Annotated in this window: 16 protein-coding genes, 7 pseudogenes and 1 riboswitch; of the genes and pseudogenes, 7 read left to right on the top strand and 16 right to left on the bottom strand. The window is 57.2% G+C overall.

Translation table 11 applies throughout. The annotated features are described in order from the left end of the window. Positions 1 to 136: 136 nt before the first annotated feature. Positions 137 to 719: pseudogene (locus AC0L21_RS31940) on the top strand (asparagine synthase-related protein). Positions 720 to 786: 67 nt separating this feature from the next. Here AC0L21_RS31940 and AC0L21_RS31935 read toward each other — a convergent pair. The 8 genes and pseudogenes from AC0L21_RS31935 to AC0L21_RS31900 form a co-directional block, all read right to left on the bottom strand. Further along, positions 787 to 1,314: an ABC transporter permease gene (locus AC0L21_RS31935; RefSeq protein WP_473265662.1), complete on the bottom strand. Its 528-nt coding sequence runs from the start codon at positions 1,312 to 1,314 to the stop codon at positions 787 to 789. 235 nt (positions 1,315 to 1,549) lie between these two features. Next, positions 1,550 to 2,029: pseudogene (locus tag AC0L21_RS31930) on the bottom strand (transposase); the annotation flags it as partial. A gap of 77 nt (positions 2,030 to 2,106) precedes the next feature. Continuing rightward, positions 2,107 to 2,286 (bottom strand): annotated as a pseudogene (locus tag AC0L21_RS31925) (transposase); the annotation flags it as partial. Positions 2,287 to 2,943: 657 nt separating this feature from the next. Continuing rightward, positions 2,944 to 3,372: pseudogene (locus AC0L21_RS31920) on the bottom strand (ABC transporter permease subunit); the annotation flags it as partial. Positions 3,373 to 3,494: 122 nt separating this feature from the next. Continuing rightward, positions 3,495 to 3,944 (bottom strand): ParB N-terminal domain-containing protein, encoded by a 450-nt coding sequence (locus AC0L21_RS31915; protein WP_231189105.1) that lies wholly within the window; start codon positions 3,942 to 3,944, stop codon positions 3,495 to 3,497. 1,169 nt (positions 3,945 to 5,113) lie between these two features. Next, positions 5,114 to 5,351, bottom strand: a pseudogene (locus tag AC0L21_RS31910) (IS110 family transposase); the annotation flags it as partial. Between the two features lie 5 nt (positions 5,352 to 5,356). After that, positions 5,357 to 5,470 (bottom strand): FAD-dependent oxidoreductase, encoded by a 114-nt coding sequence (locus tag AC0L21_RS31905; RefSeq protein ID WP_473265661.1) that lies wholly within the window; start codon positions 5,468 to 5,470, stop codon positions 5,357 to 5,359. Between the two features lie 134 nt (positions 5,471 to 5,604). Further along, a riboswitch (glycine riboswitch) is annotated at positions 5,605 to 5,704 on the bottom strand. 53 nt (positions 5,705 to 5,757) lie between these two features. Beyond that, positions 5,758 to 6,933 carry a trans-sulfuration enzyme family protein gene (locus AC0L21_RS31900; RefSeq protein ID WP_473265660.1) on the bottom strand — a complete coding sequence of 392 codons (1,176 nt, stop codon included), beginning with the start codon at positions 6,931 to 6,933 and terminating at the stop codon, positions 5,758 to 5,760. Positions 6,934 to 7,727: 794 nt separating this feature from the next. Between AC0L21_RS31900 and AC0L21_RS31895 the strand changes: the two genes are divergently transcribed. From AC0L21_RS31895 to AC0L21_RS31875, 5 genes are all read left to right on the top strand, one after another. Then, positions 7,728 to 8,294, top strand: a complete 567-nt coding sequence (locus AC0L21_RS31895; protein ID WP_473265659.1) for a hypothetical protein — start codon at positions 7,728 to 7,730, stop codon at positions 8,292 to 8,294. Between the two features lies 1 nt (position 8,295). Continuing rightward, positions 8,296 to 8,538: a hypothetical protein gene (locus AC0L21_RS31890; protein ID WP_473265658.1), complete on the top strand. Its 243-nt coding sequence runs from the start codon at positions 8,296 to 8,298 to the stop codon at positions 8,536 to 8,538. A gap of 33 nt (positions 8,539 to 8,571) precedes the next feature. Beyond that, positions 8,572 to 9,012 carry a M24 family metallopeptidase gene (locus tag AC0L21_RS31885; protein WP_473265657.1) on the top strand — a complete coding sequence of 147 codons (441 nt, stop codon included), beginning with the start codon at positions 8,572 to 8,574 and terminating at the stop codon, positions 9,010 to 9,012. A 12-nt stretch (positions 9,013 to 9,024) separates the two neighbouring features. After that, on the top strand, positions 9,025 to 10,038 hold the full coding sequence (locus AC0L21_RS31880) for a succinylglutamate desuccinylase/aspartoacylase family protein (protein WP_204513551.1): 1,014 nt from the start codon (positions 9,025 to 9,027) through the stop codon (positions 10,036 to 10,038). Positions 10,039 to 10,426: 388 nt separating this feature from the next. Beyond that, positions 10,427 to 10,774 (top strand): GntR family transcriptional regulator, encoded by a 348-nt coding sequence (locus tag AC0L21_RS31875; protein WP_473265656.1) that lies wholly within the window; start codon positions 10,427 to 10,429, stop codon positions 10,772 to 10,774. A gap of 735 nt (positions 10,775 to 11,509) precedes the next feature. On the opposite strand, the pseudogene AC0L21_RS31870 reads toward AC0L21_RS31875, so the two are convergent. Continuing rightward, positions 11,510 to 12,331, bottom strand: a pseudogene (locus AC0L21_RS31870) (isocitrate lyase/phosphoenolpyruvate mutase family protein). A gap of 610 nt (positions 12,332 to 12,941) precedes the next feature. On the opposite strand from AC0L21_RS31870, the pseudogene AC0L21_RS31865 reads away from it, so the two are divergent. Beyond that, positions 12,942 to 13,136, top strand: a pseudogene (locus AC0L21_RS31865) (response regulator transcription factor); the annotation flags it as partial. 618 nt (positions 13,137 to 13,754) lie between these two features. Here AC0L21_RS31865 and AC0L21_RS31860 read toward each other — a convergent pair. The 7 genes from AC0L21_RS31860 to AC0L21_RS31830 all read right to left on the bottom strand — a co-directional run bounded on the left by AC0L21_RS31860 (position 13,755) and on the right by AC0L21_RS31830 (position 23,149). Continuing rightward, positions 13,755 to 13,985 carry a hypothetical protein gene (locus tag AC0L21_RS31860; RefSeq protein WP_231189095.1) on the bottom strand — a complete coding sequence of 77 codons (231 nt, stop codon included), beginning with the start codon at positions 13,983 to 13,985 and terminating at the stop codon, positions 13,755 to 13,757. Positions 13,986 to 15,119: 1,134 nt separating this feature from the next. Then, on the bottom strand, positions 15,120 to 15,434 hold the full coding sequence (locus AC0L21_RS31855; protein ID WP_231189093.1) for a hypothetical protein: 315 nt from the start codon (positions 15,432 to 15,434) through the stop codon (positions 15,120 to 15,122). Between the two features lie 637 nt (positions 15,435 to 16,071). Continuing rightward, positions 16,072 to 16,416, bottom strand: a complete 345-nt coding sequence (locus AC0L21_RS31850) for a hypothetical protein (protein ID WP_473265655.1) — start codon at positions 16,414 to 16,416, stop codon at positions 16,072 to 16,074. A 1,256-nt stretch (positions 16,417 to 17,672) separates the two neighbouring features. Then, complete coding sequence (locus AC0L21_RS31845; protein WP_473265654.1) at positions 17,673 to 18,701, bottom strand: LLM class flavin-dependent oxidoreductase; 1,029 nt, start codon at positions 18,699 to 18,701, stop codon at positions 17,673 to 17,675. 217 nt (positions 18,702 to 18,918) lie between these two features. Continuing rightward, on the bottom strand, positions 18,919 to 19,995 hold the full coding sequence (gene hisC, locus AC0L21_RS31840; RefSeq protein WP_473265665.1) for a histidinol-phosphate transaminase: 1,077 nt from the start codon (positions 19,993 to 19,995) through the stop codon (positions 18,919 to 18,921). A gap of 674 nt (positions 19,996 to 20,669) precedes the next feature. Continuing rightward, positions 20,670 to 21,782, bottom strand: a complete 1,113-nt coding sequence (locus tag AC0L21_RS31835; RefSeq protein ID WP_473265653.1) for a branched-chain amino acid ABC transporter substrate-binding protein — start codon at positions 21,780 to 21,782, stop codon at positions 20,670 to 20,672. A 647-nt stretch (positions 21,783 to 22,429) separates the two neighbouring features. Beyond that, positions 22,430 to 23,149 (bottom strand): MerR family transcriptional regulator, encoded by a 720-nt coding sequence (locus AC0L21_RS31830; protein WP_473265664.1) that lies wholly within the window; start codon positions 23,147 to 23,149, stop codon positions 22,430 to 22,432. Positions 23,150 to 24,892 lie beyond the last annotated feature (1,743 nt).

Here is a 24,892-nt window from a genome sequence, read left to right as displayed (position 1 = left end):
ACCGCGCCGATCTGCGCCTTACAACGTTCATCGCAACCTCCAAACTCCTGGTGTTGCGACGACCGTTTGAATCCGCCCTGTCTACCTCAATGAGAGTGATGATTGCAGTTCTCTCAAACCCTTGATCGGCAGCGCCGTGGAGGAACATTTGCTGCCGCACACTCCAGTCGCTGCGCTGCTTTCCGGAGGGCTCGATTCAAAGGCACTCGTCGCAAAAGTCGACACGCTTTACTGAAATCGTATGCAACGATGCATACGACGAAAGCCCTTATGCTGTCGAGGTCGCGAAATCCCTCAAGCTCTCCCACGTCTTGGTCCAGCTGCCTGGGGCAATGAGCCTGGATGTCGCTAAGCGCCTTGCAGCATTACGCGGTCATCCAATCGACATGCACGACGAAGCGGCGATGTATTTGCCTGCGCGAGCGGTCAGCCACTCTCACAAGGTTCTCCTTACCGGCGAAGGTGCCGACGAGATATTCCTTGGATATAGCCGGATCTTCAGATTGCCCTTTGACCTTCATCGACTAGCGTTGCTGGCCGCTTTGCCAGATGTCATTGGCCGCCCGGCGCGGCGTTATGTCGACTTTCCCAAGTTCAAACCGAACGAGTTCGAGTTCTTTCTCGCGCGCTACACCTACTTTCCTCAAGCGAGAAGTTGGTGCTGGCGACGTCAGCATGGAGAAAGGGAATCGTTCATGATGCAGGCCCGATCGATTTGATGATCAATGCCTACCATTCAGGCGGCGCCACTCCGGTCGAGCGCAAAATGCTATTCCTTGTACGGCGTCATCTACCGGCGCTGCTCGAGATGGTGGACAACACCACAATGGCGCGGGGTGGAGTCTCGCGTTCCCTTCGCAGACCACCCAATGGAAGTTCCTCTTCTGCTGATACAGAGGCATGTTCCTGATCATTTGAGTTGTTGAGCGTTCGACGTCCGGACGCGACATGACGTCTCCTCAGATGGCTGTGAAAGAAGCTGGGCGAGGTCCCGTCCGGGGTAGGGACGCGCTGATTGTCATGAGGGCGATCGCTGTCCCCGATGACGAACCCTGGCGCGAGGGCGATCCACCAGGTGGTCAGCAAATAGTCACTGCCGAATCCCGCTATATTGCCCAAGCTGGACGGGGGCGGTTGTATCCCCATTCCCAGAAAGCTCAGGGTGCTTTCCAGGAGAACCGTCTCGGTGAGCCCAAGCGTCGTGCCGACCACGATGGTCGGTGCACAGGCTGGGAGAATATGCCTTGCGTAGATATGAACCCGCGAAGCGTCATAGGTCCGGGCCGCCGTTACATGGAGCCGATTGCGGGCCATCAAAGCAAGGCCTCTCGCGATGCGGGCTTGGCGTTCTCAGCCGTGCGCGCCCACAAGACAGACGAAGGGTCCCAGCGAATTGCCAAATATCGTTATGACAAGAAGTGCGGTCATCATGAACGGCACAGCAGCCTGCACATCGACAAATGCCATGACTCTCTCGTCGATCATGAAATGGACCCGCGGAACGGGATCAATTGAGCCGGTTTGTTAGTTGCAAACTGACCGCCCCTGATCACTTTCTATCACTCTGCCAGAGACTCTGTCTGCTGCTGTTGCTGTGGCATGTGGTCAACGCGTCAGCGTTGTCCACCATGTCCACAGCCTTCGCGGTGCGCATCCGTTCGCGCCAGAGCGCCATCGGCGCGCGATAGCCGAGCGCCTGATGAAGGCGGCGATCGTTGTAGAAGGCGATCCAGTTTGCGATCCCTGCTTTGGCCTCGCGGCCGTCGGCATAGCCCTCGACATAGATATTCTCATGATTAAGCGACCGCCACAGCCGCTCGATGAAGACGTTGTCCATCCAGCGGCCGTGGCCATCCATCGAGATCTTGATCCCTGCGCCCGCCAGCGCGCCGGTGAAGGCCGTGCTGGTGAACTGGCTGCCCTGGGCCGGTGTTGAAAATCTCCGACGTGCCGTACTTCGCCAGCGCCTCTCCAAAACCGCCACGCAGAACGAGACGTCCATCGTGTTCGACAGCCGCCACGCCAGAATCGCATGGTCAATTGCCCGATCTTGGCGTGCAGCTTTTCGATCTCGCGTTCGCGCGTTTCCTCGCTCTCCCGCCCGACACCCGCGTCAAAGGCCCGCGCCGCCTGTTCCAGAAGTTGTTTCTTCCACGCATAGATTTGGTTCGGGTGCACCTCACAGCGCTGAGCCAGCTCGGTCACCGTCGCCTGCTCCCGCGCCGCCTCCAGCGCAATCTTCGCCTTCAGTGCCCCGTCCATTTTCCGTCTCGTCTTCTTCGTCATCATGCCCTCCGTCTATCAAACGGAGCGGCCCTTTTCCAACTTAGCCTCTGGTCCCCAAACCGGGAGCCATTTCAATCAGTCCGCCAAGCTCGGCCGCGAGGAAGCCCAACGAAACGCCCAGCAGGGTACTGATGAAGGTCCCGCCCACCGCAACGAGCATGCTGATCTGGATCGAATATATCAAGCGAGCCAGGTCGTCCCGACCGAGCTCGTCAATGCCCAACAAATGGTCCAGCTACCGCCGAAGAATGGTGGCGGCCAAAGCCGTGCATCCAAGGAGATCTGTGCTGGAGGATAGGCGGAGATCACCTGAGCCAGTGCGGCAATCAACACACATCCGACAATCCACATCGCGGCACCATGGAGTCCCATTTGGGCTGCTTACGAGAGCGGCGTTGGGCTTTCGAAGAACGAAAGATGTTCCAAGTCCATTCATACGCCCAGGCAATGCTCATCTATGTCTCTGACGAGTTCGAGCGCGGACCGAGCCAGGTGTAACCGAGATCGACGGCCAGGTTGGTGATGATCATCGCAGTGCCAGCAAGCAGGACAATTGCCTGCACCACTGGAACATCCCTGTTTGCGACTGAAGTGAGGAAGAGGTTTGTATACCCGGCCATGAGAAGACCGTCTCGACCACGGTAAGGCGGTTACCGTTCGGCCGATGAAGAGGCCAAGAATCGTCAGGATCGGAGCCGCCGCATTGGGCAATACGTGGTGGATCAACATCCGCCAGAACGGAATGCCGCGCGTAAGCGCAGCCGACACATACCGGCTGTCCAGCGCTTCGCGAACGGCGACATGGGTGTAGCGGGCAAGCACGGCGGAGCTTGCGGGCGCCATGGTGACTGCCGGCAGAACCAGGCTGCGCCAGCTCTCCGCACCGCCGGAGGGGAACCAATTGAGGTGAATTAACAACACCAGCATCAGCACGATGCCCAGGCAGAAGCTGGGAAAGCACAGTCCCACGCCGGTTCCGATCGTGCACACACGGCCGATGAGGCTCGACGGAAGGACCGCGGCAGCTATTCCTACCGCAACGCCCGTCACCCTATATTGCGGCCTTCTGGTTTGGGGCACTAGCATTGCGGCAGCGCGGCCACCTTACAGTAAACTATCCAACAAGCAGCTATTTGCCGATCAGCCAGCGCGAACTTCGCTCGATGGGCGATGTAGCTCCACTAAATTCTCAAGCAACAAAGGGCCCATCATTTCAATCCGTTTTGAGCCACCAGCTGTTTCAGTGATTGTCGTCTCAACTCATCGAGGTTCACCGAGCAAGATGGCAGTGGGACATGTAGCCGGTGTCGTGTTGTCTTGTATTTCATCAGATCACCTGAAAGGCCGGCTTTGATAATACGCGCCGCATCAACAGGTGCCCCATCGGCCCAATAGGTTACTTCCAAATTGGGGTCGTCGTAGGAAAGCAGGACGCATGGAACGACGGCCAAACAGAGTCCGATCGCACAGAAGCAGCGATGGTGACCGTCCATGATCACAGAATGGCTGCGTTCAACTAAGATCGGCTCCGTCCACCTGCCCTCTTCCTTGATTGCCTTTGCCAGCAGCCTAGCTCGTTCAATGTCAATTTCTTCGGTGGGCCTCAGCCGCGTGACTTGCAGTTTGATTATGGAGTAGTTCGATCCAGCGTCATTCATTTAAGTAATCGCATCCCATCTTCGCTCCGCCACGGGGCGCTTGGATAAACACAAGCGATCTGCGAAAGAGCTCTGACGAGAAGATGAGCAGGTATCGTGCCAAGGTAAGCAATTTTGAGGGCACTGATCGCAAGGCGCTGCGCCTTATATGTGATCGGAGGCCTGAAAATTACTGTCCCGCAATTTGCGTCTTCGAAACTCATATTATCGTAGTTCGGCCGCACTGTGGAGGCGAACATCCGGGTCAATAAGCAGCGCTTTGCGACTTTTGGTAATGCATTTTAGCGCGCCGGGGATGCACGTGAGTACGAACAAAGACTGGCGCGTTCGGCCCGGCACAGGTTGTCGGAAATCTTACGCATCGATTGTCTTTATTCTAACATCGACACGCCTGACCAGCATCGTATTGGATGGCGATGATTTCATAGAACGCTCTGTATCGCTCCTTCGAGAAACGCAAGCTCGAGCCATCTTGGTCCGTGCCTGTTACTGTTTTGCATAGTCGAGCCACTGACGTTCTAATTTCGGACCTCTGCCGAGAGCCTGTCGGTGCGACAATTGCGTCAAGTCCACAATCTGGAACAGCGAACCTGGCCAGGTGCGCGATGGTCGCGTGTTGTGGATCGGGTCGGGCGGGCGCTCAAGAACCGCGAGCGAATGGGTCTGAGCGACGGCTCGATCGCGCAAATCTCCTCAGCCGTCACCGCTCGGCGCTCGAGGCCACCCCTGGCCAGCAGTGCGGAAACCCGAGCTGCCGGGTCGAACTTGGTCTTGCTGTGACGGAAGCGCAGGATGCTTCTTTTCTCTCACACTCGACCGTGATCTCTTCATCCTGCGCCATCCGCATGGGATGAGTTCGCGCCCTTCGCGTGCTGTTGCGATTGTGTTCTCTTCGTATTTCGGGATGGACGTAGCGAATTGCGCCATCCACGACATCTTGTGCCAAGACGGTGTCGGATTGACGAGAAGCAAGGCTCCCGCCGTGAACATCAACTTGATGTCCTTCAGTACCGTGGACCAGCTGTTCCAGACCTCGGCGTTCGAGGCAGAGAGCCGGCCACCGTTGGTGAAGGGAGTTTCCACCGCAGCGCAGGCGTCATGGCCGCATAAAGCTATTGCGATAGCGGTCCAGCCTCCGGTCCGATCCTGGCCAGATCGAAACCGAGCGAACCAAAGCCGTGCAAGATTCCGCGCAGGCTGTTCTCAACGTCCAGCAGCGTGCTCTGCACCAGCTTGCGCGCCGTCAGCAGGGCTCGCACTTCCTGCGCGTCGATAACTTGCAGTGCACCGGCCGTAATCAGGCTAGCCGCATCAGCTGCGCGATGTTACGCGCGTCGTTGCGGTCCGACTTCACCGGCATCGTGTCGAAGGCATCGCTCACATGCGCGTCTCCAAAAGCTCGACTGCAGGGGCTAGCGGCCGAAGACTGTCGCCCGGCAGCCACGCCTGGCGAGGTGATAGGCCGTTGTGATGCCGGCAATTCCAGCGCCGATTACGGAAACGCAAGATGTATCGGGTGTGGTCATAGGTGTTACTTCCCGCGCACGGCGGGTGATTTGCCCCCCTCTGTCATTGGCCTAAGGGCTTCATCGCACCCACTCACTAGGGCTACGACTTTCACCATCGGCGCAGAACTGCCGTCCTGCTTTTCAGAGCTAAACCCCGAAAAGCGGTACTTTTGTCTAAGCGTTTCCGGGGCGATTGCTCCGTCGGCGCCGTTTCAGCCTTGAAGCAGAAACGAACTCTCCCGCTGTTCCTGAGATTGCCCCGTCGATATCTCGAACGTTAAGCGTGGGTTACGTGCAGTTGCACATCAGCCCAAGAGAACATCCGACATTCTTTCAAGATCGCGCCAAAGTTCTTCAGCGCTTTCCAGACCAAGGCTCAGTCGGATATAGCTTCGGTGCAATTCCGAGGGCATTGCCTGCCGCTCGCCTGCGACAGTCATGGGGGCGACAATGCTTCGCGTTCCTCCCCAAGAAGCACCGATGACAAACGTCCTCAACTGGTCGAGAGCACGGTCAACTTTGCCGACATCGACGCCCTGCAGTAGAAGACTAAAAACACCGGAGCAGCCCGCGAAGTCACGCTGCCATAAGGCATGCCCAGAGAACGAAGGAAGAGATGGATGCAAGACCTTAAGACCTGACTTTTCCAAGCGATGCGCGAATAGCTCGCCAAGTGCGCCCGCGTGCCTTATCCGAAGAGCCATCGTTTGGATGCCCCGTAACGCCTGCGAGCAATCATCGGGGGATGTGCCCACCCCCAGAGCGCCCAAAGTGCTCCGAAAACGCGCATACAGATCAAGATCATCAAGAATGATCGCACCGAGAAGTAGGTCGGAGTGACCACCTGCATATTTAGTAAGCGCCTCGGCCACGATATCCACGCCCAGGCTTAGAGGTCTACACAGCAAACCAGTCGCCCATGTATTGTCGCATCCCAGAAGCGCGCCAGATCTTCTGCACCTCGCTGCGATGGCCGGGATATCGCAGATTTCCATCGTGGTTGAGCCCGGCGACTCAACCCAAACTAGCTTGGTTGCGCCAGGTCGGAACTTGGCGTCGAGGTCGGCGAGACGAGTCGGATCAAAGTACTCTGTATCGACTCCAAAGGACTGAAGGATTGTCCGCGCGAATAGCTTCACCGGAGGATAGACATTGTCGGCGATCAACAAGTGCTCGCCATGGTTCACCAGGCCGAGCATAACGGATGTTATCGCGCACTGCCCCGACGGCACGATGATAGATCGGCTTGCGGAATGAATTGCCGCCAGCTGGTTCTCCAACGTCCGGGTTGTTGGAGTTCCAGAGAGGCCATAGGTATAGCCATCCGGCGACCGTGTCGCACGCGCGCGATAGGCCGCTGCGTTTGGGAAAACAATCGTTGAAGCTCGATAAAGCGGTACCGAGAGACTAGCAAACCCTTCGAGCGACGCGGGGGGCGGAGCGACGCACAGCGTTTCGTTGTTGTTCGAGCTGATGTCCATGGGGCCTAATATCAAGCGCTTCTGCTTTTCTGCGCGGACCTATCGCGATACGTACCACCCGAAGAGGGCCGGCCGGCATCGTATGAACTGCCCGCGAGCGGCAGGTCTGGAGGGCTATTTGGGTAGTCTAACGATAGTCGATTCCGCAAAGCTATTTCGCTGTAGCAGGCGTTGCATCACGCTCAGGGAAGTCGTAGCTCATGATCGTTCTTGCGACAAAGCCTTCACGATTTTTCTGAGCGAGGCATTGATCTCGATCAAGTCGCGGAGTTATTTGTCCTCAGGTCGAAACTCAAAGGACGGACGCGTTGCGTTGATGTGAGCCAGCGCTTCGTCAAGTCCAGAGAACGCATCCTTCAATAGATCAACCGAAGCGAAGTTGCACCATTTCCCGGTGTCGAGATTCGATACAGCGCCACGCCAGGTAAGGTAAGCATGCCACGCGCTTCATGTGACAGAGTCTGAGCGTTATCCATCACGATCATGCCTATGTGCGCTTTTGTGCCAATGCCTCCATCGCCTTCATATGATGCGTTTGACCACCGCCGGGGCGCATCTGCGTCCTTGGTTGCAACCATTGGGTCCCTTTTTAGAATCTTCTGCAGCGCTAGAACGATTGGTAGGCGCTTGCGTCGGGCAGATTCGCTGCGCCACTTTGGGCGAGTATATCTGGTATGTCGGCTCTGAGGAAGCCGGCTGACATAGCAGTATATCACGTATGATGTTAGCCGCCGCAGCTTCAGACCTTGGCAGAACCCCCCTCATACCGGCCAGTCGCCTGCGAAGTCGACCTCATGCAAATGAAATTAAGCGATGGAGAACAACATGGCATTGCCTCCACCTGCCTGGGTGAAGCGGAGGTCATTGCCCGCCTGTGCGCCAACATAGCAGATGCAAATGTCGATGCCGTGATTCTGACGTCATGGCAGAATTGTGATTATTACTCCGGGTTCAGAACGCTATTCTGGACTCTGGATACCAAGCCGCTGTTAGCGATTGCGCGACATGATCGCGCCAGGATTGCAATAATCATTAGCAGCTCGGAAGAGCGCAATGCGCAAGCATGGCCGAACCGCCACGTTCAGCCCATCTATCATCATGGCTACACCGAAGTCGCAGTATCCGCCGCAGGCGAGTTTCTGAATGATCTCTCGGCCGGTGCTGCTGTTCGATTTGACTATGGACCCGACATGTTTGGGCGCGGATCGATCGCACTGATCGATTACATGAGGGCGGCGCAGCGCAAGTGTAGGCTATCGCACAGCCGACCTCATCTGGCAGCAGCGGCTCGTCAAAAGTCAGCACGAGCTGGCCACCAAACGTCAGGCCCGTCGCATAGCAACGGCGAGCTTTTTTGCTAGTTTGGCCGATCTGCGCCTCGACATGGATGAATATGAGTTCGGCCAATTGCTCAAGCAGCGAATGATCGCGCTGGGGGCCGATAGCGTCGACCGGCTTCCACTTCGCTTTGATCCCGCAGGAAAGACTTACGGACAACCGAACTACAACGTTCCATTGGCCCGCGGCAACTTCATCTGGGTTGATATAGGCGCACGCCGTGCTGATCAGATCAGTGATCCGGATCGGGTCGCGAAAGATCAGTAGAGCAACGCCAGAGCAGGAAGACCTGACGGGTTCGTGAGAGGCGTGACAATTCGATTAGCAGAGAAGATAAGGCCTGGGATGACCGGCGCCATAGTCTATCGTCCCTTTGAGGAACTCTGGTCGGAGCGCAACCAGTCTCGCCTGACGGCGGCGCGTCGTGTTGGCCACGGCTCAGGTAACGCGTTAACGGAACTGCCATCATTGATGGCCGGCTCGAACGAGATCATTCTGGAAGACATGGTCCTGCATCTTGAACCGAAGCTTGAGATGACGGGCGGCGTGTATCAGACCGAAGAAGTCTTTCGAGCTACCGAAAGTGGTCCTGAATTTCTGAGCGAGATCGCGCCCGAGCGATTGCCCAGTCGATCTGTAAAATCTATATCAAGCCCGCATGGTCCCGCCCTAGTCGTCGACCTGCAAGCGAAGAAAATTTCGTTGCGTGAGCCGAGCGATGACAGCCAGATCGCTTACTGAACAGGGTTAACAATGAAAAGCCGCGTGTGGAGCAAGATCGATTTTTCGGCAACTGGAATGCAGGCGGACTATGCCCGCGTCCCATATTCGTCCGACATATCCGCCTACGGCTGGATACCTGTTCCCATACTCTGTTTCAACGGCGGTAGCGGACCAACCGCTCTATTGACAGCAGGAACGCACGGCGACGAGTACGAGGGCCAAATCGCGCTACGCAATCTCGCACGGGAGTTGTCTTCAAGCGCAAATCTGCGCGGTCGAATCATTATCCTTCCTGCTCTGAATTGGCCCGCCGTTAGCGCTGGTCGCCGGAATTCTCCACTTGACGGCGGTAACCTCAATCGTGAGTTTCCGGGCCACGCAAATGGTGGGCCAACCGCAATGATCGCCCACTATGTGACGTCAGAACTTTTTCCTCTGGCGGATGTGGTCCTTGATCTTCACTCCGGAGGCCGGTCGCTGGACTATTTGCCGGTCGCGCTCGCCCGCTCCGGCCGGAACGACGCTGAGGCTGCCGCGATTTTGCGGCTTCTGAAAAGCTTTGACGCACCATTTGGGGCGATTACCCATGGCGCGGGTGCAGGTGCCGGGTCAACTCTCTACGCCGCTGCTGAGCAACACGGAATTCCTGCTCTGACGACTGAGCTGGGTTTCGGGGCCACTCTCTCACAACGTGGGCTGCGGATCGCTGAGCGTGGCCTGAGACGGGTTCTGCACGATTATGAAATTCTTCCGGCTATGGACCGCATCGAGCCCAGCTCGTCCGTGATTCTCAAATATCAAAGCCCGCACAACTCCATCTACGCGCCTTGCGACGGCCTGTTCGAGCCATTTGCCAAACCGGCCGATGAAGTCAAGGCGAACCAGCCGGCGGGACGGGTCTATCCATTAGGTGATGTTGCTGCCGAACCGGCCGAACTGAAGTTTCCTGCCTCTGGTGTCGTTGCTTACCGACGCTTTCCTACTTTGGCTCACACGGGTGATGCGCTTTTTGGTCTAATGTCGTTGATGGAGGATGTCGCTTGATACTCGCGCTCGGTGGCCATGCCACGCCGTCCTCCAGCGAACTCCCTATCATGCGCTTCAACGGAGCATGATCCGCCAGAGTTCAAGGCCGGTTCCGAAGTCAGGCTGGGACCAAAAACGGAAAGCGTGACCATCATTTCATACATCTCAAAGCCAAGCAAGATTTCGTCTTTGTATCCTGGAGATTGCTACTAAGGCCCAATTCCAGCTGCCGTAACGCAATTCAATGCAGCACGTTGACAGAAAATGCCAAGCATAAGGTATGCCATCGCCCTGGGCTACGTGTTCGCAATCAAGGCACCTCGCTGACGATCGAGATTGCTAGGGACAGTTCCACTAGCCGCAATCGGAATGCGAATACGTTCGGCCAGAGGGAGATCGGAACGAAATGTCGACAGCACCTTGTCGTCTCCGTCCCAGCTCATCGCTTCACATGACGGTAAGCAAGGAGATTCTGAAGCGCATCTCCAATGAGACTTATCAGCCGGATGCTCCAATTCCGTCCACTGCTATGCTTGGAGAGGAATTCGGAGTCAGCCTCATCACGATTAAACGGGCGCTTCGCGACCTCCAAGCTGCTGGCGTGACCCATCTCTGTTGCGGAGAAGGGCACAACGTCAAGAAGCAGGCCAGAATTCTGCGCACGCTAGATTTACGGCTCCCTCGCCTCGCGCGCAGCGGGACCGCGCGTCAATGCTTCACGGCCTCGTTCCTAGCACGCGCAAGCACTCGATGAAAATCTGTACTTTGTTAAGCTCGCGCACAATGGCAAAACGCGATGCGTGAGCTGCGGCAGCACACCTAACCACACAGCTCAAGCGCGTCAATTCTTCTTCCACAAGGTACCCATCCGGTGAAGCTTTCAATTACTCGCAAATTCTCCTCCAACAATGGCGCCCGGCGCGATATCGGTGAGGCGTGACGGCCCGTGCCGCATGACGGTATTGACAGGCCGCGGTTCGCTGGCGCGGGGGAGATAACCGCCAGCGGGGCGATCTTGATAGATCACGTTATGTAGCGCGTTGTTCAGGATGGCAGTGCCATGGATTTGGGCTAGCGGTTTCGAGTTTAGATCCGTAAGCGGTCGCAGTCGAGAGCCAACTGGCAGCGGCGAGAATGAGAGCATGCTTGGGAGCATTCAGAGGCATTTCATTCGCCTTCTTCATCCCGCGTTCGCCTCGCAAGCATCGTGAACGCCTCTGTTCGGTGCTAAGTGCCGCAGGCTTGTCCGACCATCCCAGAAATTTGAGGGGTAGGTGTGAATGGCCAGCAACGCATACACCTGAATCAGCCGCCGTGTGAGCTTCCTTCAGCGTCAGGGGCAGATGTTTACCGATGTTCCGGAGCTGTCCCCGGAAGTTAGGTCGCGGGCCTTGCTGGCTGATACTGGAGCGACACCGACGAGAGGCTTAGGGGCGCATCGGCCGGTTTTGAAAAAAGGAACTTTAGGTGCCAACCCTGCTGACATGGACTAGCTGGGCTGCAGATATTGTTTTTCGGCCGCGGCGAATTCGTCAACCCCAGAAGCTCGAATAACGCGCTGAGCGGGGCGATATGGGATTAAATGCCCGCAACGCCCTCTTGCGCTGCGATACTGTCGCAGACGCGCCGCATTGCAGCTGCCGCAGCTCGCAATGAGTGATTGGCCCAGACGACCGTGGAGATTCCCGCCTCACGAGAGGTTGAGGCGTTCAATAGTATGTCGTCGGAACAATCACAACAGGTAGCCGGTTCCGCCACTCGCTGACAAACGAAGCATCTCGTCCGCGGTACTCTTTCGCGAATCAATCAAGATTGCGTCGGCATCGGCATGAGCACGCAAGACGGCTTCGTTCAATCCATGGCCGGCGATCAGCGCTTCGATCCTAGCCACGAGAACAAGGTTTTCAGTGACCGTATCCTTCACAGCCCGCAGACGACCGGAGAATTCGTCGACATCAGCCAGCGTATGCCGCTCTCCAATGAGCGAGTTCATCTTGGAAAGCAGCTGTCCTCGAGCGAGCCACCGGCCGCGCCACCCTGACGGAGTTTGCGTGCCAAGAGGCGCTCATTGTTGAAATTACCGAACCCCCCGTCGCCGTCAACGAGCCACAGGTAGCTCGGTCGAATCCACTATTCGTTTGACGCTCTCGACGAGCTGGGTCCATGAACCTTCATTGGCATCGCGATAGCCGAGCGAGCTAGCAATCGACAAACCAGATCCTGACCGCTGAGCGATTGTGGCGGCCAGGCCGTCATGCGCTTCCATCAGAAACGAGAGCTCGCCATTCGAGCAGACCTGGGCACGAAGCATTTCGACAGGCGACGGCCGAGTGCATTGATGACCTGCGTTGGGCCGGGCGGATTGTGGTTGATACTTCATACAGAAGTCCTGGAGGCCGAGCTTCGGTTGGCGCAAGCCCCCCTGCTCATACCGTTTTGTTGTGATGCCGATCAATGACCAGCGTTGGTAGTTGATTGACGCGAAAGCTTGCATTATCGCCGTAGGGTGGCGCCGAACGCGGGGCTGTTGTGATGGGTGGATCGGAGCCGACACGTTGGAAAGGAAAGCTTTAGTGCAAATGAAGGATCTCGGCTCGCGAGCCGGGTGCTACGGCTCTTCACAGAGCATTCACCCTTTGCGGGAGGAACGCTTGACCAAAGGGTGATATCTAGCTCACGCAGATGTTCAGCAAATATCGACCTGCTACGGTTGTCTCAAATACTGCAGTTGCGTTTTCGACATATGTCGCAATCCCGTCCATAGGGCTGCAGTTGGATTGCAGTCTCCGGAGAAGTGAACCGGCAATCTCCCAAGATCTTGTCCTGCCGCGAGCGTTTGCGGTGCCACTGACTGGTATGGCATTTGCTGATCTCGATCCACGTCCTCTCGGCTTCAGGAGAAACTCATGGCGGATGTGCAAGAGGTTGCGCTGTCGGAACGGGAAAAACAGTGCTTGCTATGGGTCGAGGAGGGGAAGTCATCCTGGGCCATCGGAGTCATCCTGAAAGTAAGCGAGAACACCGTCAACTTTCATGTCAAAAATGCAATGCGAAAGCTGGAAACGACCAGCCGTACGCAGTGCGTCGTCAAGGCACGGCGTCTGCGTCTTATCTAAAGTAACGGCCGCGCTTCCGTTCCCGCTGACGCAGATCTGTCGAAATGTAAGGGGGCGACTGTGGGTTGCTCCGGCGAAATGCGCAGCGAATTACGCGCCCGCAGCTAGCTTAATGAACTACCTTTTCGCGGACCACCAATGCGAAGATTGCGATGATCTAGCGGCTCAAATCATAAGCTGAATATGTTTGCGGCGGACGCCGCGAATCTGAGTGTCTCTGAGTATCGCTGCGAACGAGATGGCGCTACGCCCGCGAACGCATTCCACCTCAAGATAGCCCGATGCAGATGAAACTGACTAGACTAGTTCTTTAACTTCTGCGCTATGCTCGCGAAATGAAACGTGTGCCAGATGGAACAGTCGATGGTGCGTCCTTCTCATCTTGGGTCGTCGCAGTCGAATCAGGACGGCTGATGTTCAGGTTTATAACGATGTGGCGCTCATCGACCGGAAGCATGATTGGCCGATGATTGCCGACGATAGAACCTGCAGCGGGAAGCCTGTGGGCTGCCTAATTGAAGGTTGAAGTGCGCACACTCAATAACATCGATTAGCGAGTGCCCGGCTCCGACGGGTCAGCGGATGCAGAAGGGCGGTCAATCCTTCGTGTTCTGCAGTTCACGGGCTGGGAATATCGAGCTCGATCTCACGCGCCACTTCGATGATGTTCTCTGGTTGGCGTCCGTTCTTGAAGAGAGCGTATTTCAGAGCTTCGGCGCGGTTGATAAAAAGCCCGCCAAACGCGCCCCGTTTTTCGCGGGCAATCCAGTTACCAGCCCGATTTTTGCCGACAAAAACAATGGGCGGAGCGCAGTCACTTGAACGGGTATCGAGGACCTGAATCACCATGCCCCTTCGCTGGGTGACAGCTCACATTCATGTGGAACAACCCATAGCGGAGGTGCTCCGGCTCAAGCGACTGTCGACTTGTCTTGCTACTCACATCGCAGCACTCGAAACCAGCATCAGCGACTTCAAAGTTCGGCTATTGGCCGCCAATCGGCTGTGGCCGTGGTTGGGCGGCAAGTATTCATCGACCTGGAAGGAATAGCTCAAACGGGAACGGAGTTCTACTATCAGTTCTGAGAAGAGGGAAGGGGGTCCGCGAGGTGCGCTGTCCGAGCGCGCCGAGAGCGAAAAGTATCCTGTGGGCGCTGTTGATTTAGGGGGCAGACGATTCGGTCGATGGCTTCGTTACGCCCATCCAGCGATCCTGCTCGGGCAGAACGCGGGCGCCGCCCCAAAGAACGTGCTTGCTTTCTCCACCCGGCTCGCCCGTCGTCCAGATGTTTCGAAACGTGTTGCTCGTCACCGCGGCGCCGCTTTGGCCTAAAGCAGTGCGTGGTCGAAGCCATAACCGATCTGCCCTTTACCAGGCCGATCGCATCAATCTTGGTCGGGTTGATATCCAAAAAAGCAGCGCTGGATTCCAGCCGGTCAAATCAGCCCAGTTCCCCTGGCCTTCAAGACCAAGCACGATCTGGCCCATCTGCCATCGATAGCCGATCTGGCCACCCACGCTTCCGCCGGTCGCATCATGACAGCCCTCAGGCTTGCCGCCATCGCAATCCCAGCAATTCGAGCTTGAGGCCAAGCCGCCGTTCATACCCACGTTGTAGCCGCTCCAGTCGTAGATTGCAGCCGCGACAGGCCCCGGAGCTTTGGTGTAGAGAGCTTGGCTGGCAGTCCAGTCAGATCTGCACCGAATGCCGGCGCCGCCGCGCCAAACGCCACAATGCTTCCAATCGCAAGCAACAAGTTCTTCATTTCAACTCTCTTGTCTTGGCGTCCCCAGCCTCGTGCGTCTTAACAACGTCGGTGAGAATTGCTGTAACTGCATCCTAACCTTAGCGCCTAATGGAATGTTCGAACCGAACGCTGGGTCCGGTTGCGGCTTTTCAGATCATCTCCAACGACGCCGCAGTGCTCACTCGCGTGCGAACACAGTGACGCTCAGGTGTGGACGAAAACCCGGCTGCTGATTCAGCGGATGAAGCGCACCGCAAGCCAGATGACCCCCAGCCAAACCGCAACCGAGAAGAGCAAAGCGCTTTGCAGCGTCCTTGCGCGTATCCTGTGGCGCCATGTAAGGAGCTGCGATGAGCAACCGGTGAAGCGACGACCGCGTACAACAGCTATTACTTCATCGTAATCTGTGAACCGGAAGTGAGAGCGATGCTTGCGAATATACGCCAGCCGCTCGGTGGGTGAGAGGCACTGTGCCCACACCTCCCATGCCTCATTATCAAAACACGCGCTATTTTCGATTACTTCGGCGAGGCGCTCGTCAGGCTTCATGATGCATCCGCTGTACTGACCATCGCAAGTCGAGTTCTAGGCAGGAAGCCGCACCTTCGAAACCTCTCAGTTTAGGTAGGCGAGTTCAGCAAATCGAACTGGGCAAGGAACTATTGGTCACGGTGAGCTCAACGTTGATCCTGATGCGAGATCAAAGCGACGTCGGGCGAGCGTTCTGGATCTCTCTTCCCTTAGCCTGACACAGCTCTGCAGATCACTTGCGGAGCAGTCCACACGCGGTGATCGTTGCAGGAAAGGAAACTCGTGATGGCGATCGATGTGGTCTGGTCAGAGTGGTGCACTTGTCTCGACGGCATCGTCCCACGCGCTGGCGCAACTGTCGTCACGCGCTGTTTGCGGGTCGGCAGGCCGCCAGCCGGCCGCATTGAAGTGCAAGGGGACCGCACTCATCCTCTGAGACCGAGGGCCGGAATTACGAGCGATGGTGCCGGAGAAGGTGCCGTAGCCATCTTTCCAGGCCTTGCCTACTGATGGAACAATCTGTGATGAGAAAGACGCTGCCTTACATGCATCGCTTGGCAGTCTCGAAAAAATGGAGGCGATGTCTTCTTGTCGCCGGTTTGAGTAGGTTAACCTAGCCCTTTCGCGGCAAGCGCTCGATGGAGCGGAGCATGCGTCAATGCATCTTGCGATGAGCGCTGGAGATACCGATTTCGCTACGAGCATGCGGAGTGCGGTGCGGTTCGCTGGACATGAACATTTTCATTGCAGAGCCGAGCGATCTGTATGCGCGGTCGCGGGCCGCCTGCGGCAAATCGGGAGTTGCATCAATTGCAGCGCGCGCGTCGCCCACGATCTTGTCCTTTGCGGCAAGAAGCTTTGCGTCTAACATTATGTGAAGCGTCTCTCGAACATCAGGTGGGATCGAGCTGTCGCCGTCGATCAATTCTCTAAGTTTCCAAAACATACGCTCGACCGCTACCATCGACCCGAGGACTGACATCAGTCTTGGTGACATCATCGGCTATCTCCTTCTGCAGCCAGGTTCTGGCGCGCATCCCAGCGAAATCAGATTTGTTCCGTTTGACACCGGTGCGCGAGCCGAGGCCCGAATAGGCGAAATGACCTGGATACATTTGCCGCTGCTACGGGTGTGAGACGGACGTTCAAGTTATGATCAGGGAAACTCGCAACTGTGCGACTTGCGAGCAAAGCATCTCTCTTCCTATGCTCCAGGCCGTAAGCGTGTGGTGGCTCACGTTCAAAACCGAGATGGAGCGTGTGCGCCATTTGCTACAAGACTTGCTGCAGCCGGGTGGAACGTTTGGTGGCACGCGTCCGTGCTCTTTCGTTTGTTCACTCGGATCGCTCTGTTGACAAGACCGAATCGACTGAGTCATCCCGGTCACGTAAGGATTGTCATCCGATGTGCAAGTGCTCGGGGCGCCGACGCGTTTTGTGATTGCGTAGGCCATCGAGATCGAGCCTCGCGGTCTTACGTCGGTGTGTTGGTCGTGCGCCACGTTCACCTCGATAAATCTCTTGATTTTCCATTGGCTGTCGCGTCGAGCCCAGAGGAGATACCAACGTGAACGCACAGATCATTTCCATGTGCCGCTTCCGTATCTTGATCCATTCTCTCTTACTGTCCTCGTCACTGCACGGCTATGCTGTGCAAACCGTGCATTTCACCCACCAGCGACCACCGCGTTTCTCCGCACGCAACTTGCCGCGGCGGATCCGAGAGAGCACGGCTTCGGGACTTATGTGATTCGTCGCCGCGAACCGCTGAACAGTGAGGTAGTCATCATCGAGAGGTGGCGGGGTGCTAATGCCGTGCGCAGCCAGCAGAATGCGCAGCGAAGCCAACTCCGCCAGCACGATCTCGAGCTTACGCGCGATCTCCTCCGTCCGGTCGGAGCGCCGCCGGCACTGCGTCACGACGGGCCCAACCGGGCGATAGGGCACACCCTGGAATTGTGTGAAATGCGATCGACCAACTGGCGCGCCAAAGCGGGGTCAGCGTGAGCCAACTCACCTGTCCATGCCGGCCACTGTTCGGTCGATACCAACGCACGCAAAATTAGAGTCAGGGCATTTACTGCCGTTAAGCGCCCTGTTTGGTAATGTAGTCGAACGGATCGCATGCGCGTAATGGCCATTTGAACGATAAGAGCAGCCTGATCGATGCATTCGGCTGCGGTACTCACTGGCCTGGCTGTCGCCATTTATTGCCGGGTCAAGGGCGAACTTATTGGAACCGCTGTCGGGTCACCGTCAGCGATCTGCCGCTATGAGCTCGGAGTGAATGGCATTTGCGGTATTGAGGCAGGCATCCAGTGACAGAGATCCGAAGGCGAGCTGGCAAAGGAGATAGTTGATGCCTGCCTCTTCGACCTGATCGAGAAGAGTTTGGCGCACCGAAGCGCGCGTTCCGACAACGCACAGTTCACTCTCAATTGCGGCATCCAAGGTCAGGGGCAGGTTGGACGGAGGCGGGATGTCATTGAGCTCGTACAGGAATTTAAAGCTTTTGAGCCATGTTTCGTAGGCAGGCGCGGCGAGGGAACGGGCCGCTGCTTCAGAGCTGGCAATCACGACCATGCGGAGCAACGCGAGAAATGGCGCTGAGCTGTTGGCGTCGCCCGTGACGTTTCGATTAGCGCGATAGACATCGGTGATCTTGCGAACGGCAGAAGAGGGGCCCATGCAGGCAAGATTGGCGCCATTTGCCGCCGCCCAGCGGGCGGATTCCGGCCGATTTGTTGCAATCCATGTCGGGGGACAAGGACGCTGGTGAGGTGAAAGCGTCAAAGGGACGTCGCTCAGCGCAAAATGCCGCCCTTCGTATGTGAGCGGGCCGCCATTCATCGCGCCAACGAAGATTTGAGAAGCTTCCTCGTAACGGCTCGAGGCGACATCGGCTCCAACGCCAAAATAGCTCAGTTCGATCGGCAGAGAGCCGCGACCAAGGCCGACCTCAACCCTGCCGCCGCTCAGGTGATCCAACATGCAGATCTCCTCGAATGCACGCAGCGGGTGATAGAGGTTGAGCAGCATGACCAAAGGACCGACGCGAAGTCGCCGTGTGCGTTGTATGACGCTTGACAGAAACAAATTCGGCGACGGACCCAGTCCATGCGGAGTGCAATGATGCTCCGCCAGATGATAGGCATAGAAACCGAGCCGGTCGTAGGCCTCCGCCAGGGTAAGGCGGTCAGCGTATTGCCGGGTGATATCGCGGCCGTCCTCGTCAAGATGGTCAAAGATGCCGCAGGTCAGGTTCGAGGGAACAACGTTTCTCACTCAGTTATCTCCTATATAGAGAGGACCGGAGTCCGCCGGGTTTCGGGAGTGCAAGAGGTGCTCGCTGGTAATGCGCTTTATTACTGCGAAGTCGTTCACAACGGGTCGTAATGCGGCGACTGGAGAAAAACTGACTCAGGGCTGCGTCGCGAAGCCGCATGATGTGTGGGACCGGATCGATTACGACGGAGATCTGTGAGATGAGTGGAAGGGACCACTAGCCACGACATCCCACTTTCCTAAGAACGCTGCCGACGGCCGCAAGAAACGCATCCATCTGACGCTTTGTACCGATGCTAACCCGAATGCACTCTTCCAGGCCGGCATCCGGAAAGAAGGCAACAAGGACTCTCTGGTCTTGCAACGCCGCCTGCCACCATCTGCCACCCTGGCCTACCGGCACACGGGCGAGAAGGAAGTTCGCGTGGGAAGGCGTTACAGAGAACCCAAATTCAGAGAGGGCGGCGGCTACGCGCTGGCGCTCAAGCCTGACGTGGCGATGGTTCTCCTCATAGGCGTCGCGATGCGCAAGGACGCTCATCCCCACGGCGTGAGCGACCACATTCATGTTGAAAACATTCTGCATGTTGCGAAGCCGCCCGATCAGCTCGTGATGGCCAAAACCGAAGCCGACGCGAATGCCAGCGGCCGAATAACTCTTGGAAAATGTGCGCAGGACCAGAAGATTCGAATGGCGCTCAACGAGGCGTAGGCCGTCCTCAGGTGCGAAATCGACGTAAGCTTCGTCCAGTACGATCAATCGGTCAGATCGTGCAACGAGGCGTTCGATCTCAGCGAGCGGAATAAAGGTTCCGGTCGGATTGTTCGGATTGGCCAGCAGAATGAACTTGGCCTGTTTAGCCGCACCGAAAAGCAGCTCGTCCATCGGCAAGCAGTCCGGTTCAGACCAGGGAATTTCAATGAAGCGGGCCCCTTGCAACATGGCAAGCTTGCGATTGAATGAAAAACCCGGCGACATCATTGCAACGTGGTCGCCCGGGCCAAGAAAGGCTCTGTAAATGAGGCTGAGCAGTTCAGACGATCCATTGCCAGCCATCACGCGATCAGTTGCAATGCCGTAGGCAGCTGCGGCCGCCTGCCTCAAGCTGACATTGTCGTCCTCTGGATAGCGGTATTGCAGCTCGAGAGCTGCAATTGCGCTTCGCATCACGACGCCTGGCAAAGGAAAGGGGTTCTCATTCGTGTTTAGTTTCACGCAATTGTTGTCGGTGGTGGGCCGCCCGGACGGTAGAGCATCCAATTCGCGAGCCAGCGGCGAGAGCGAGGAAAGCATAGTCTGCAACTTTGCATCCAAAGTGGTGTTCTCCCTTTTTGTCGACGACAGTAGTTGAGGGCGTTCGGCGAGCCTACGTGGGTGCGTGCGCTTTGTTCGGACCCGAGAAGCGCGAGGCCTGCATGAATGTGAGTGTTGGGAGGCAGACCTGGCTCTAAGGGCCGTACCGGTTCAGACTCCGTCCCAAGGCCGGATAGCGATCAGCACGGATCAGGCGTCGCACGGCGTTTTCCGAACCAATACCTGTTTCCAGGAAAGAGATGGAAGGCCACGTCCCTCGACCGAACACCGCGGCTAACGATTGGCTCGAACCCGCGCAATCGGCAGAGGGAACGCGCGTGACTGACATCGTTTCAAGACGTACGTTCGTTCTAAAGAGGCCCTGACAGCTCACTCCCGAGAGCGAGGCGCGCATCAATTCCAATAGCTGGAAGAAGGCACGGATATTCGTCGGCCTTCCGAATGTGGAAGTGATGCTCATTGCAGTGGCACCAGACGAATGGGAACGTACTCTTCGGGCGGCCCTGCGGGCGCGCACGATAGCTGTGATAGCATTGCTGCGAGGGTGAGAAATGCTGCGACTGCGGCGATTGCGAGGCACGTGAGCAGCGCGTAATCGATATATCGAGGATGGTTCATCATTCGAACGCTCCGTACGGTGTTGGCACGGGCGGTCAGTTCTGCTCGACCGCTTCGACGGAATTGTCGCGCCAGCGGTAAACGATGAAGCCAGGGGCGGCATTGTCTCCCTTGGAGTCGAATCTAACAGTGCCAATAGCCGTGTCGATTGACTCGGAGCGGAGGGCCGCAGCGACTCGCATAGCATCGAAGGTGCCGGCCCGTTTGACGGAGTCGGCCCATGCTTGAACCGCGGCATAAGCGTAGAGCGTGTAACCTGCGGCGGTTAGGCTCGAACCCTTGAGCTTGGCGACCGCAGCTGCGCCTGCAGCATTCTTCGTCGGGTCCGGCATAAAGGTAAAGAGCGTGCCGTTTGCGGCCTCGCCGGCAATGGCCAAAAAGTCGGTTGTCATCAGCGGATCGTTGGCGATCACGGTCAGACGCGCGCCCGCCTCCGCGGCTTGACGCACGATCAGGCCGATCTCGTTGTAATAGCCGCCAATATAGACGAGCTGGATTCCCTCTCGCTTCAGTCGCGAAACGAGAGCGGTGTAATCCTTCTCGCCTGCAACATAGCTTTGTCGAACGGGATGCTCGCCGGCTGCACGAAGGCGCGATTCTACGATATCGGCGATACCCCTGCCTGCTGTGCTCTTGTCGTCGAGGACTGCGAGCTTTGCACCTTGGTGATGCCGCGCGATGTATTCGGCGGCAACTCTGCCTTGCTGGTCATCGCGGCCGCAAATCCGAAACAGGGTCGTTAGGCCACGCTCTGTCAGACGGGGGTTGGTGGACCCAGGTGAAATCTGAATTACCTCGGCTTCGGCGTATATGTCTGAAGCCGGAATCGACGAAGATGAACAGAAGTGACCAACGACGAGCTTGATCCCGTCACTTGTCAGGCGATTGGCAACAGCGACAGCCTGCTTGGGATCGCATGCGTCGTCGGCGATTCTCAATATGAGCCTTGTGTCAGGCAGCAGACCCGAAGCATTTATCGAATCCACAGCTGCGGCCGCTCCATCGCGTATCTGCGCGCCGAGCGCCGCAGTGCTCCCCGTCATCGGACCCGCTATGGCAATGTAAACATCTTTTGCCCTGGCGCTCGAGCTCAGGGCCACGGAAAGGAGCGCAGCAGCTGCAAGCCTGTGAATGCGAAGGATCGTCATATGTGACTCCCGGTGTCTCGCGAGGCGACTTGGTCTGCTTCGCCATTCTGGTATGACGCGGCGGCCAACAATCTGGCCAATGATGTTTGGATCGAACTCAGGTTGCGTACGAATAGGCTCAGGTTGTTGCCAGGTTGGGCCATAAGCCTCGGGCGGGCACGGACGAGCAGACGTTCCGACACTGGTCAGGAGAAGCGGTCGTCTAGGGGCTGACAGGACCAATATCGAACATCTGCTGATACCCGGTAGATTCGCCAGTCTCCCGTGCTCGACAGGCGTGTGCCGAGGAGGCGCTTGGAAGGCGCGTACGACCATCCATCGACTTGTTCTCGTCGAGAACTCTCACCGAGAACTTCCGAAACTAATGCCGATCATTGGAGTCTCCCTCGGTTTTAACCGGCGCTCTGTCTGTCGCCCCGTCGCTGCGTCGATGCTTTAGAAGGTACAATGTGACGCTACGTACGAATCAAGTACTTCGAAGCGTGCTCGTTGGGGTTGATTGCCAAGATCGACAGAGCGAAAGACCCAACCGACAACGCAGAGTCCGAGGCGACTGCTAGGGACAAACCATCCGCGGTCAGACAGGATCACCATCACCTCATCCGGTTTAGAGACATTTCAGTAATAGGGCGTCGCAACGGGTGCGCTCAACTCTTTACCAGCTGGTCCTCCAGCGCGGCGAGGGCGAGATCGAGGTATCGCATGAGGCTCGCATCCCAGCCGGCGAGATTGTGTGGTTCGGTCAATCGCGTCAGCACCTTAAGTATCATCGAGACAGTCGAATCAACTCCTGCGATCTCAGTCAGCAGCGAACGGGCCTGTCGCGCGATTGCATTTGCCCGCTCGCAGCACGGAGGCTCACCCTGGTCCATGCAGCTTCGCAGCTCGTCCCGAATCTTTCGCCACCGATCTTCGCGGCTAGCGTTAGAGGCGCACGTGCAGATGGCAGAGGGGGTACGCTCCTCAATCCGCGACATGGCATCTAGCGTGGCCGGCAGCTCGTCGACACTGACTTCTGTCTCACCTTGCGTCGTCATAGTGCGCAATCGATCCCGTAATAATGTCGCCCGCGCGACTTGAAGCTCAATCCGCTCCAGATGGTTTCGCAACAGGTCTGTGAGAGATGTGCGCCCTTCGATGGCCTTGCGGATCTCAGGAAGCGAGAAGCCGAGCTCACGTAGAGCGCGAATCTGGGAGACGCGTTGTAGGCTTTCCCGATCGTACATGCGGTGACCGCCACAGGTACGTTCCGACACCGTCAATAACCCGGTATGTTCGTAATGATGCAGAGTGCGTACGGTTACACCGGTCGCCTCTGCAAGTTCTCCAATGCGCCATCGGCGCCGTCGTTGTATCGCGTTTGTCATGATCCTCAATTTGCAAGCCTACAACCTGACGTCACGTGAGAATCAAGTTATTTCAATGATCTAGATGATGCGTCTCTTGCTGCGGGCCCCAGAAGGACCGAGCGCATGCCGTTGCTCAAGCGGCCGAGTCAAGTGCAAGCATCAAGTGCGCGAGCGACGCCAATTCATCCCTCGCTGCGCGTTGCATGACAAGTCTGGCGATCGCCACGCGATTCTCGCTGGTTCGCATGCATGCCGGCAAAGACGCGATTGCTTGATCGAACAGCCTTCCCAAGCTCGCGAGATCATCCGGATCGTAGACTCCGCTCGGCTTATCCAACAGAAAGCTCCCTTGATGATTGCACTCGCGCCGCACGTGACGAAGCCGTTTGGCTGTGGTGGGGCAAAAAGGAGACGGAGCGGCGACGTGTGCGAAAGAATGTGACGGGTGCGTCAACCTGGTGCCATTGTGCAACACGGCGTTTGCTTCCCTTTTGCCCAAGAGCGCACTAACCGAAACTGTACAATATCTCCTCGATCCTGCAGCAGCGGTGGCTATTTGCGGCCTGATCATCGGGAGAAGCGAAAGCATGTGCGTGGCAACCCGCTGAGACACGGCCTCCCGAAACGGGAAGCCCAGACACAGCACTGATCTGACCAGATGGCTCTTTTTCAGTCGCAATCCTTGCTGTGACGTCAATCACCTAGGCGCGCGGTGCGGTTGATTGGGTTGATTATCGTAGATCAGTCGCGCGATCACGTGCGCGGCGCGGCGCGGCGGCCGGCTCGGCGCCTAACAGCTTTTTCGACCGTCGGCTAGCCCTGTTGTGTTGGCACTGTGGGCTCGAAGGCGTCGCTCGCGCGATTGCTCCCAGCTTTTGAGTGCCGGAAGATGATGGCTGCTCTTCAACGACGCAGGTCCGCCGCCGTAAACGTCGGGAGAATGAGGGAAGGCGGAGCTCAAGACCAGTCCTGAAGACATCATCTCAACGCAGGCGCATCTGAAGCGCCTGGCAAAACGTTGCTCCCAATTTAAGGACCGGGTCTCGAACAATCGTGCCATATCCCTTGCATGTGGCGGCACTCAAAACGCGTCTACGGCCGCCCCAGGTGCCGCGCGCTCACGCCCGGGGAAAGCCTTGGCATAACTAATACAGCAATAACTTGCGTGTTTAGGCGTGCGCCGGCTCGGTGTCGGAGCGCAGTACATCGGACGGCCCTCGGCAGATGTAATCCACCCGAAGTGCAAGGATCCCTAGCGACACTGCCTTTGCAGAATCACTTGGCAAGCCTTTGGTAGCCTCGCTATACGGGTCCGCAATAGCAAAGCAGAGATGCTGTAGCTTGGTGGAGGAGTTTAATGCGCGTCTTAAGACCGTGCTCAAGTCAAAGCGACTCCCCAGATCGGGGGGGGCAGCGTCTGGCGGATTCGCCGTAAGGATCCCATCGAACATAAGGCTCGACGGCGAGCTGTCGCGGTATTGGCTTGCTCGTCCGGCCGCTCACTCACTCAATTCCAGCCTCTAACAGTATCGCTTTCGCATGCGCGCTGGACATCGATGCTTCGGGTAGGATAGGCAAATCATCTTGCCGCAGCAAAGGAGCCCTGCGGGGCCAGCGGTGCGAGGCAGCAGCTCGAGATGGACGGCGGTGGCGCGGTGTGAGTCACGCCGCGATCTTCGAAAAACGCGATTGTCGCGACATCGGAAAGAAGGACCCGGCACTGATCATCCGATTTGGCTGGGGATGTCGGCCGAAATGATC

Source organism: Bradyrhizobium sp. WSM4873, from assembly GCF_055811355.1.
Note: the sequence above shows the minus strand (reverse complement) of the source record. Positions and strands in the feature narration are given on the sequence as shown.

Bases quoted from the DNA above. Each gene is read 5' to 3' on its own strand.
- hisC (WP_473265665.1), bottom strand. From the start codon at position 19,995: ATGCTTTCCTCGCTCTCGCCGCTGGCTCGCGAATTGGATGCTCTACCG.
- AC0L21_RS31850 (WP_473265655.1), bottom strand. From the start codon at position 16,416: ATGATGTCACCAAGACTGATGTCAGTCCTCGGGTCGATGGTAGCGGTC.
- AC0L21_RS31835 (WP_473265653.1), bottom strand. From the start codon at position 21,782: ATGACGATCCTTCGCATTCACAGGCTTGCAGCTGCTGCGCTCCTTTCC.
- AC0L21_RS31935 (WP_473265662.1), bottom strand. From the start codon at position 1,314: ATGGCCCGCAATCGGCTCCATGTAACGGCGGCCCGGACCTATGACGCT.
- AC0L21_RS31860 (WP_231189095.1), bottom strand. From the start codon at position 13,985: ATGGTGATTCAGGTCCTCGATACCCGTTCAAGTGACTGCGCTCCGCCC.
- AC0L21_RS31830 (WP_473265664.1), bottom strand. From the start codon at position 23,149: ATGACAAACGCGATACAACGACGGCGCCGATGGCGCATTGGAGAACTT.
- AC0L21_RS31895 (WP_473265659.1), top strand. From the start codon at position 7,728: ATGCAAATGAAATTAAGCGATGGAGAACAACATGGCATTGCCTCCACC.
- AC0L21_RS31880 (WP_204513551.1), top strand. From the start codon at position 9,025: ATGAAAAGCCGCGTGTGGAGCAAGATCGATTTTTCGGCAACTGGAATG.
- AC0L21_RS31900 (WP_473265660.1), bottom strand. From the start codon at position 6,933: ATGGACATCAGCTCGAACAACAACGAAACGCTGTGCGTCGCTCCGCCC.
- AC0L21_RS31915 (WP_231189105.1), bottom strand. From the start codon at position 3,944: ATGAATGACGCTGGATCGAACTACTCCATAATCAAACTGCAAGTCACG.
- AC0L21_RS31855 (WP_231189093.1), bottom strand. From the start codon at position 15,434: ATGAAGCCTGACGAGCGCCTCGCCGAAGTAATCGAAAATAGCGCGTGT.
- AC0L21_RS31905 (WP_473265661.1), bottom strand. From the start codon at position 5,470: ATGACCACACCCGATACATCTTGCGTTTCCGTAATCGGCGCTGGAATT.
- AC0L21_RS31875 (WP_473265656.1), top strand. From the start codon at position 10,427: ATGTCGACAGCACCTTGTCGTCTCCGTCCCAGCTCATCGCTTCACATG.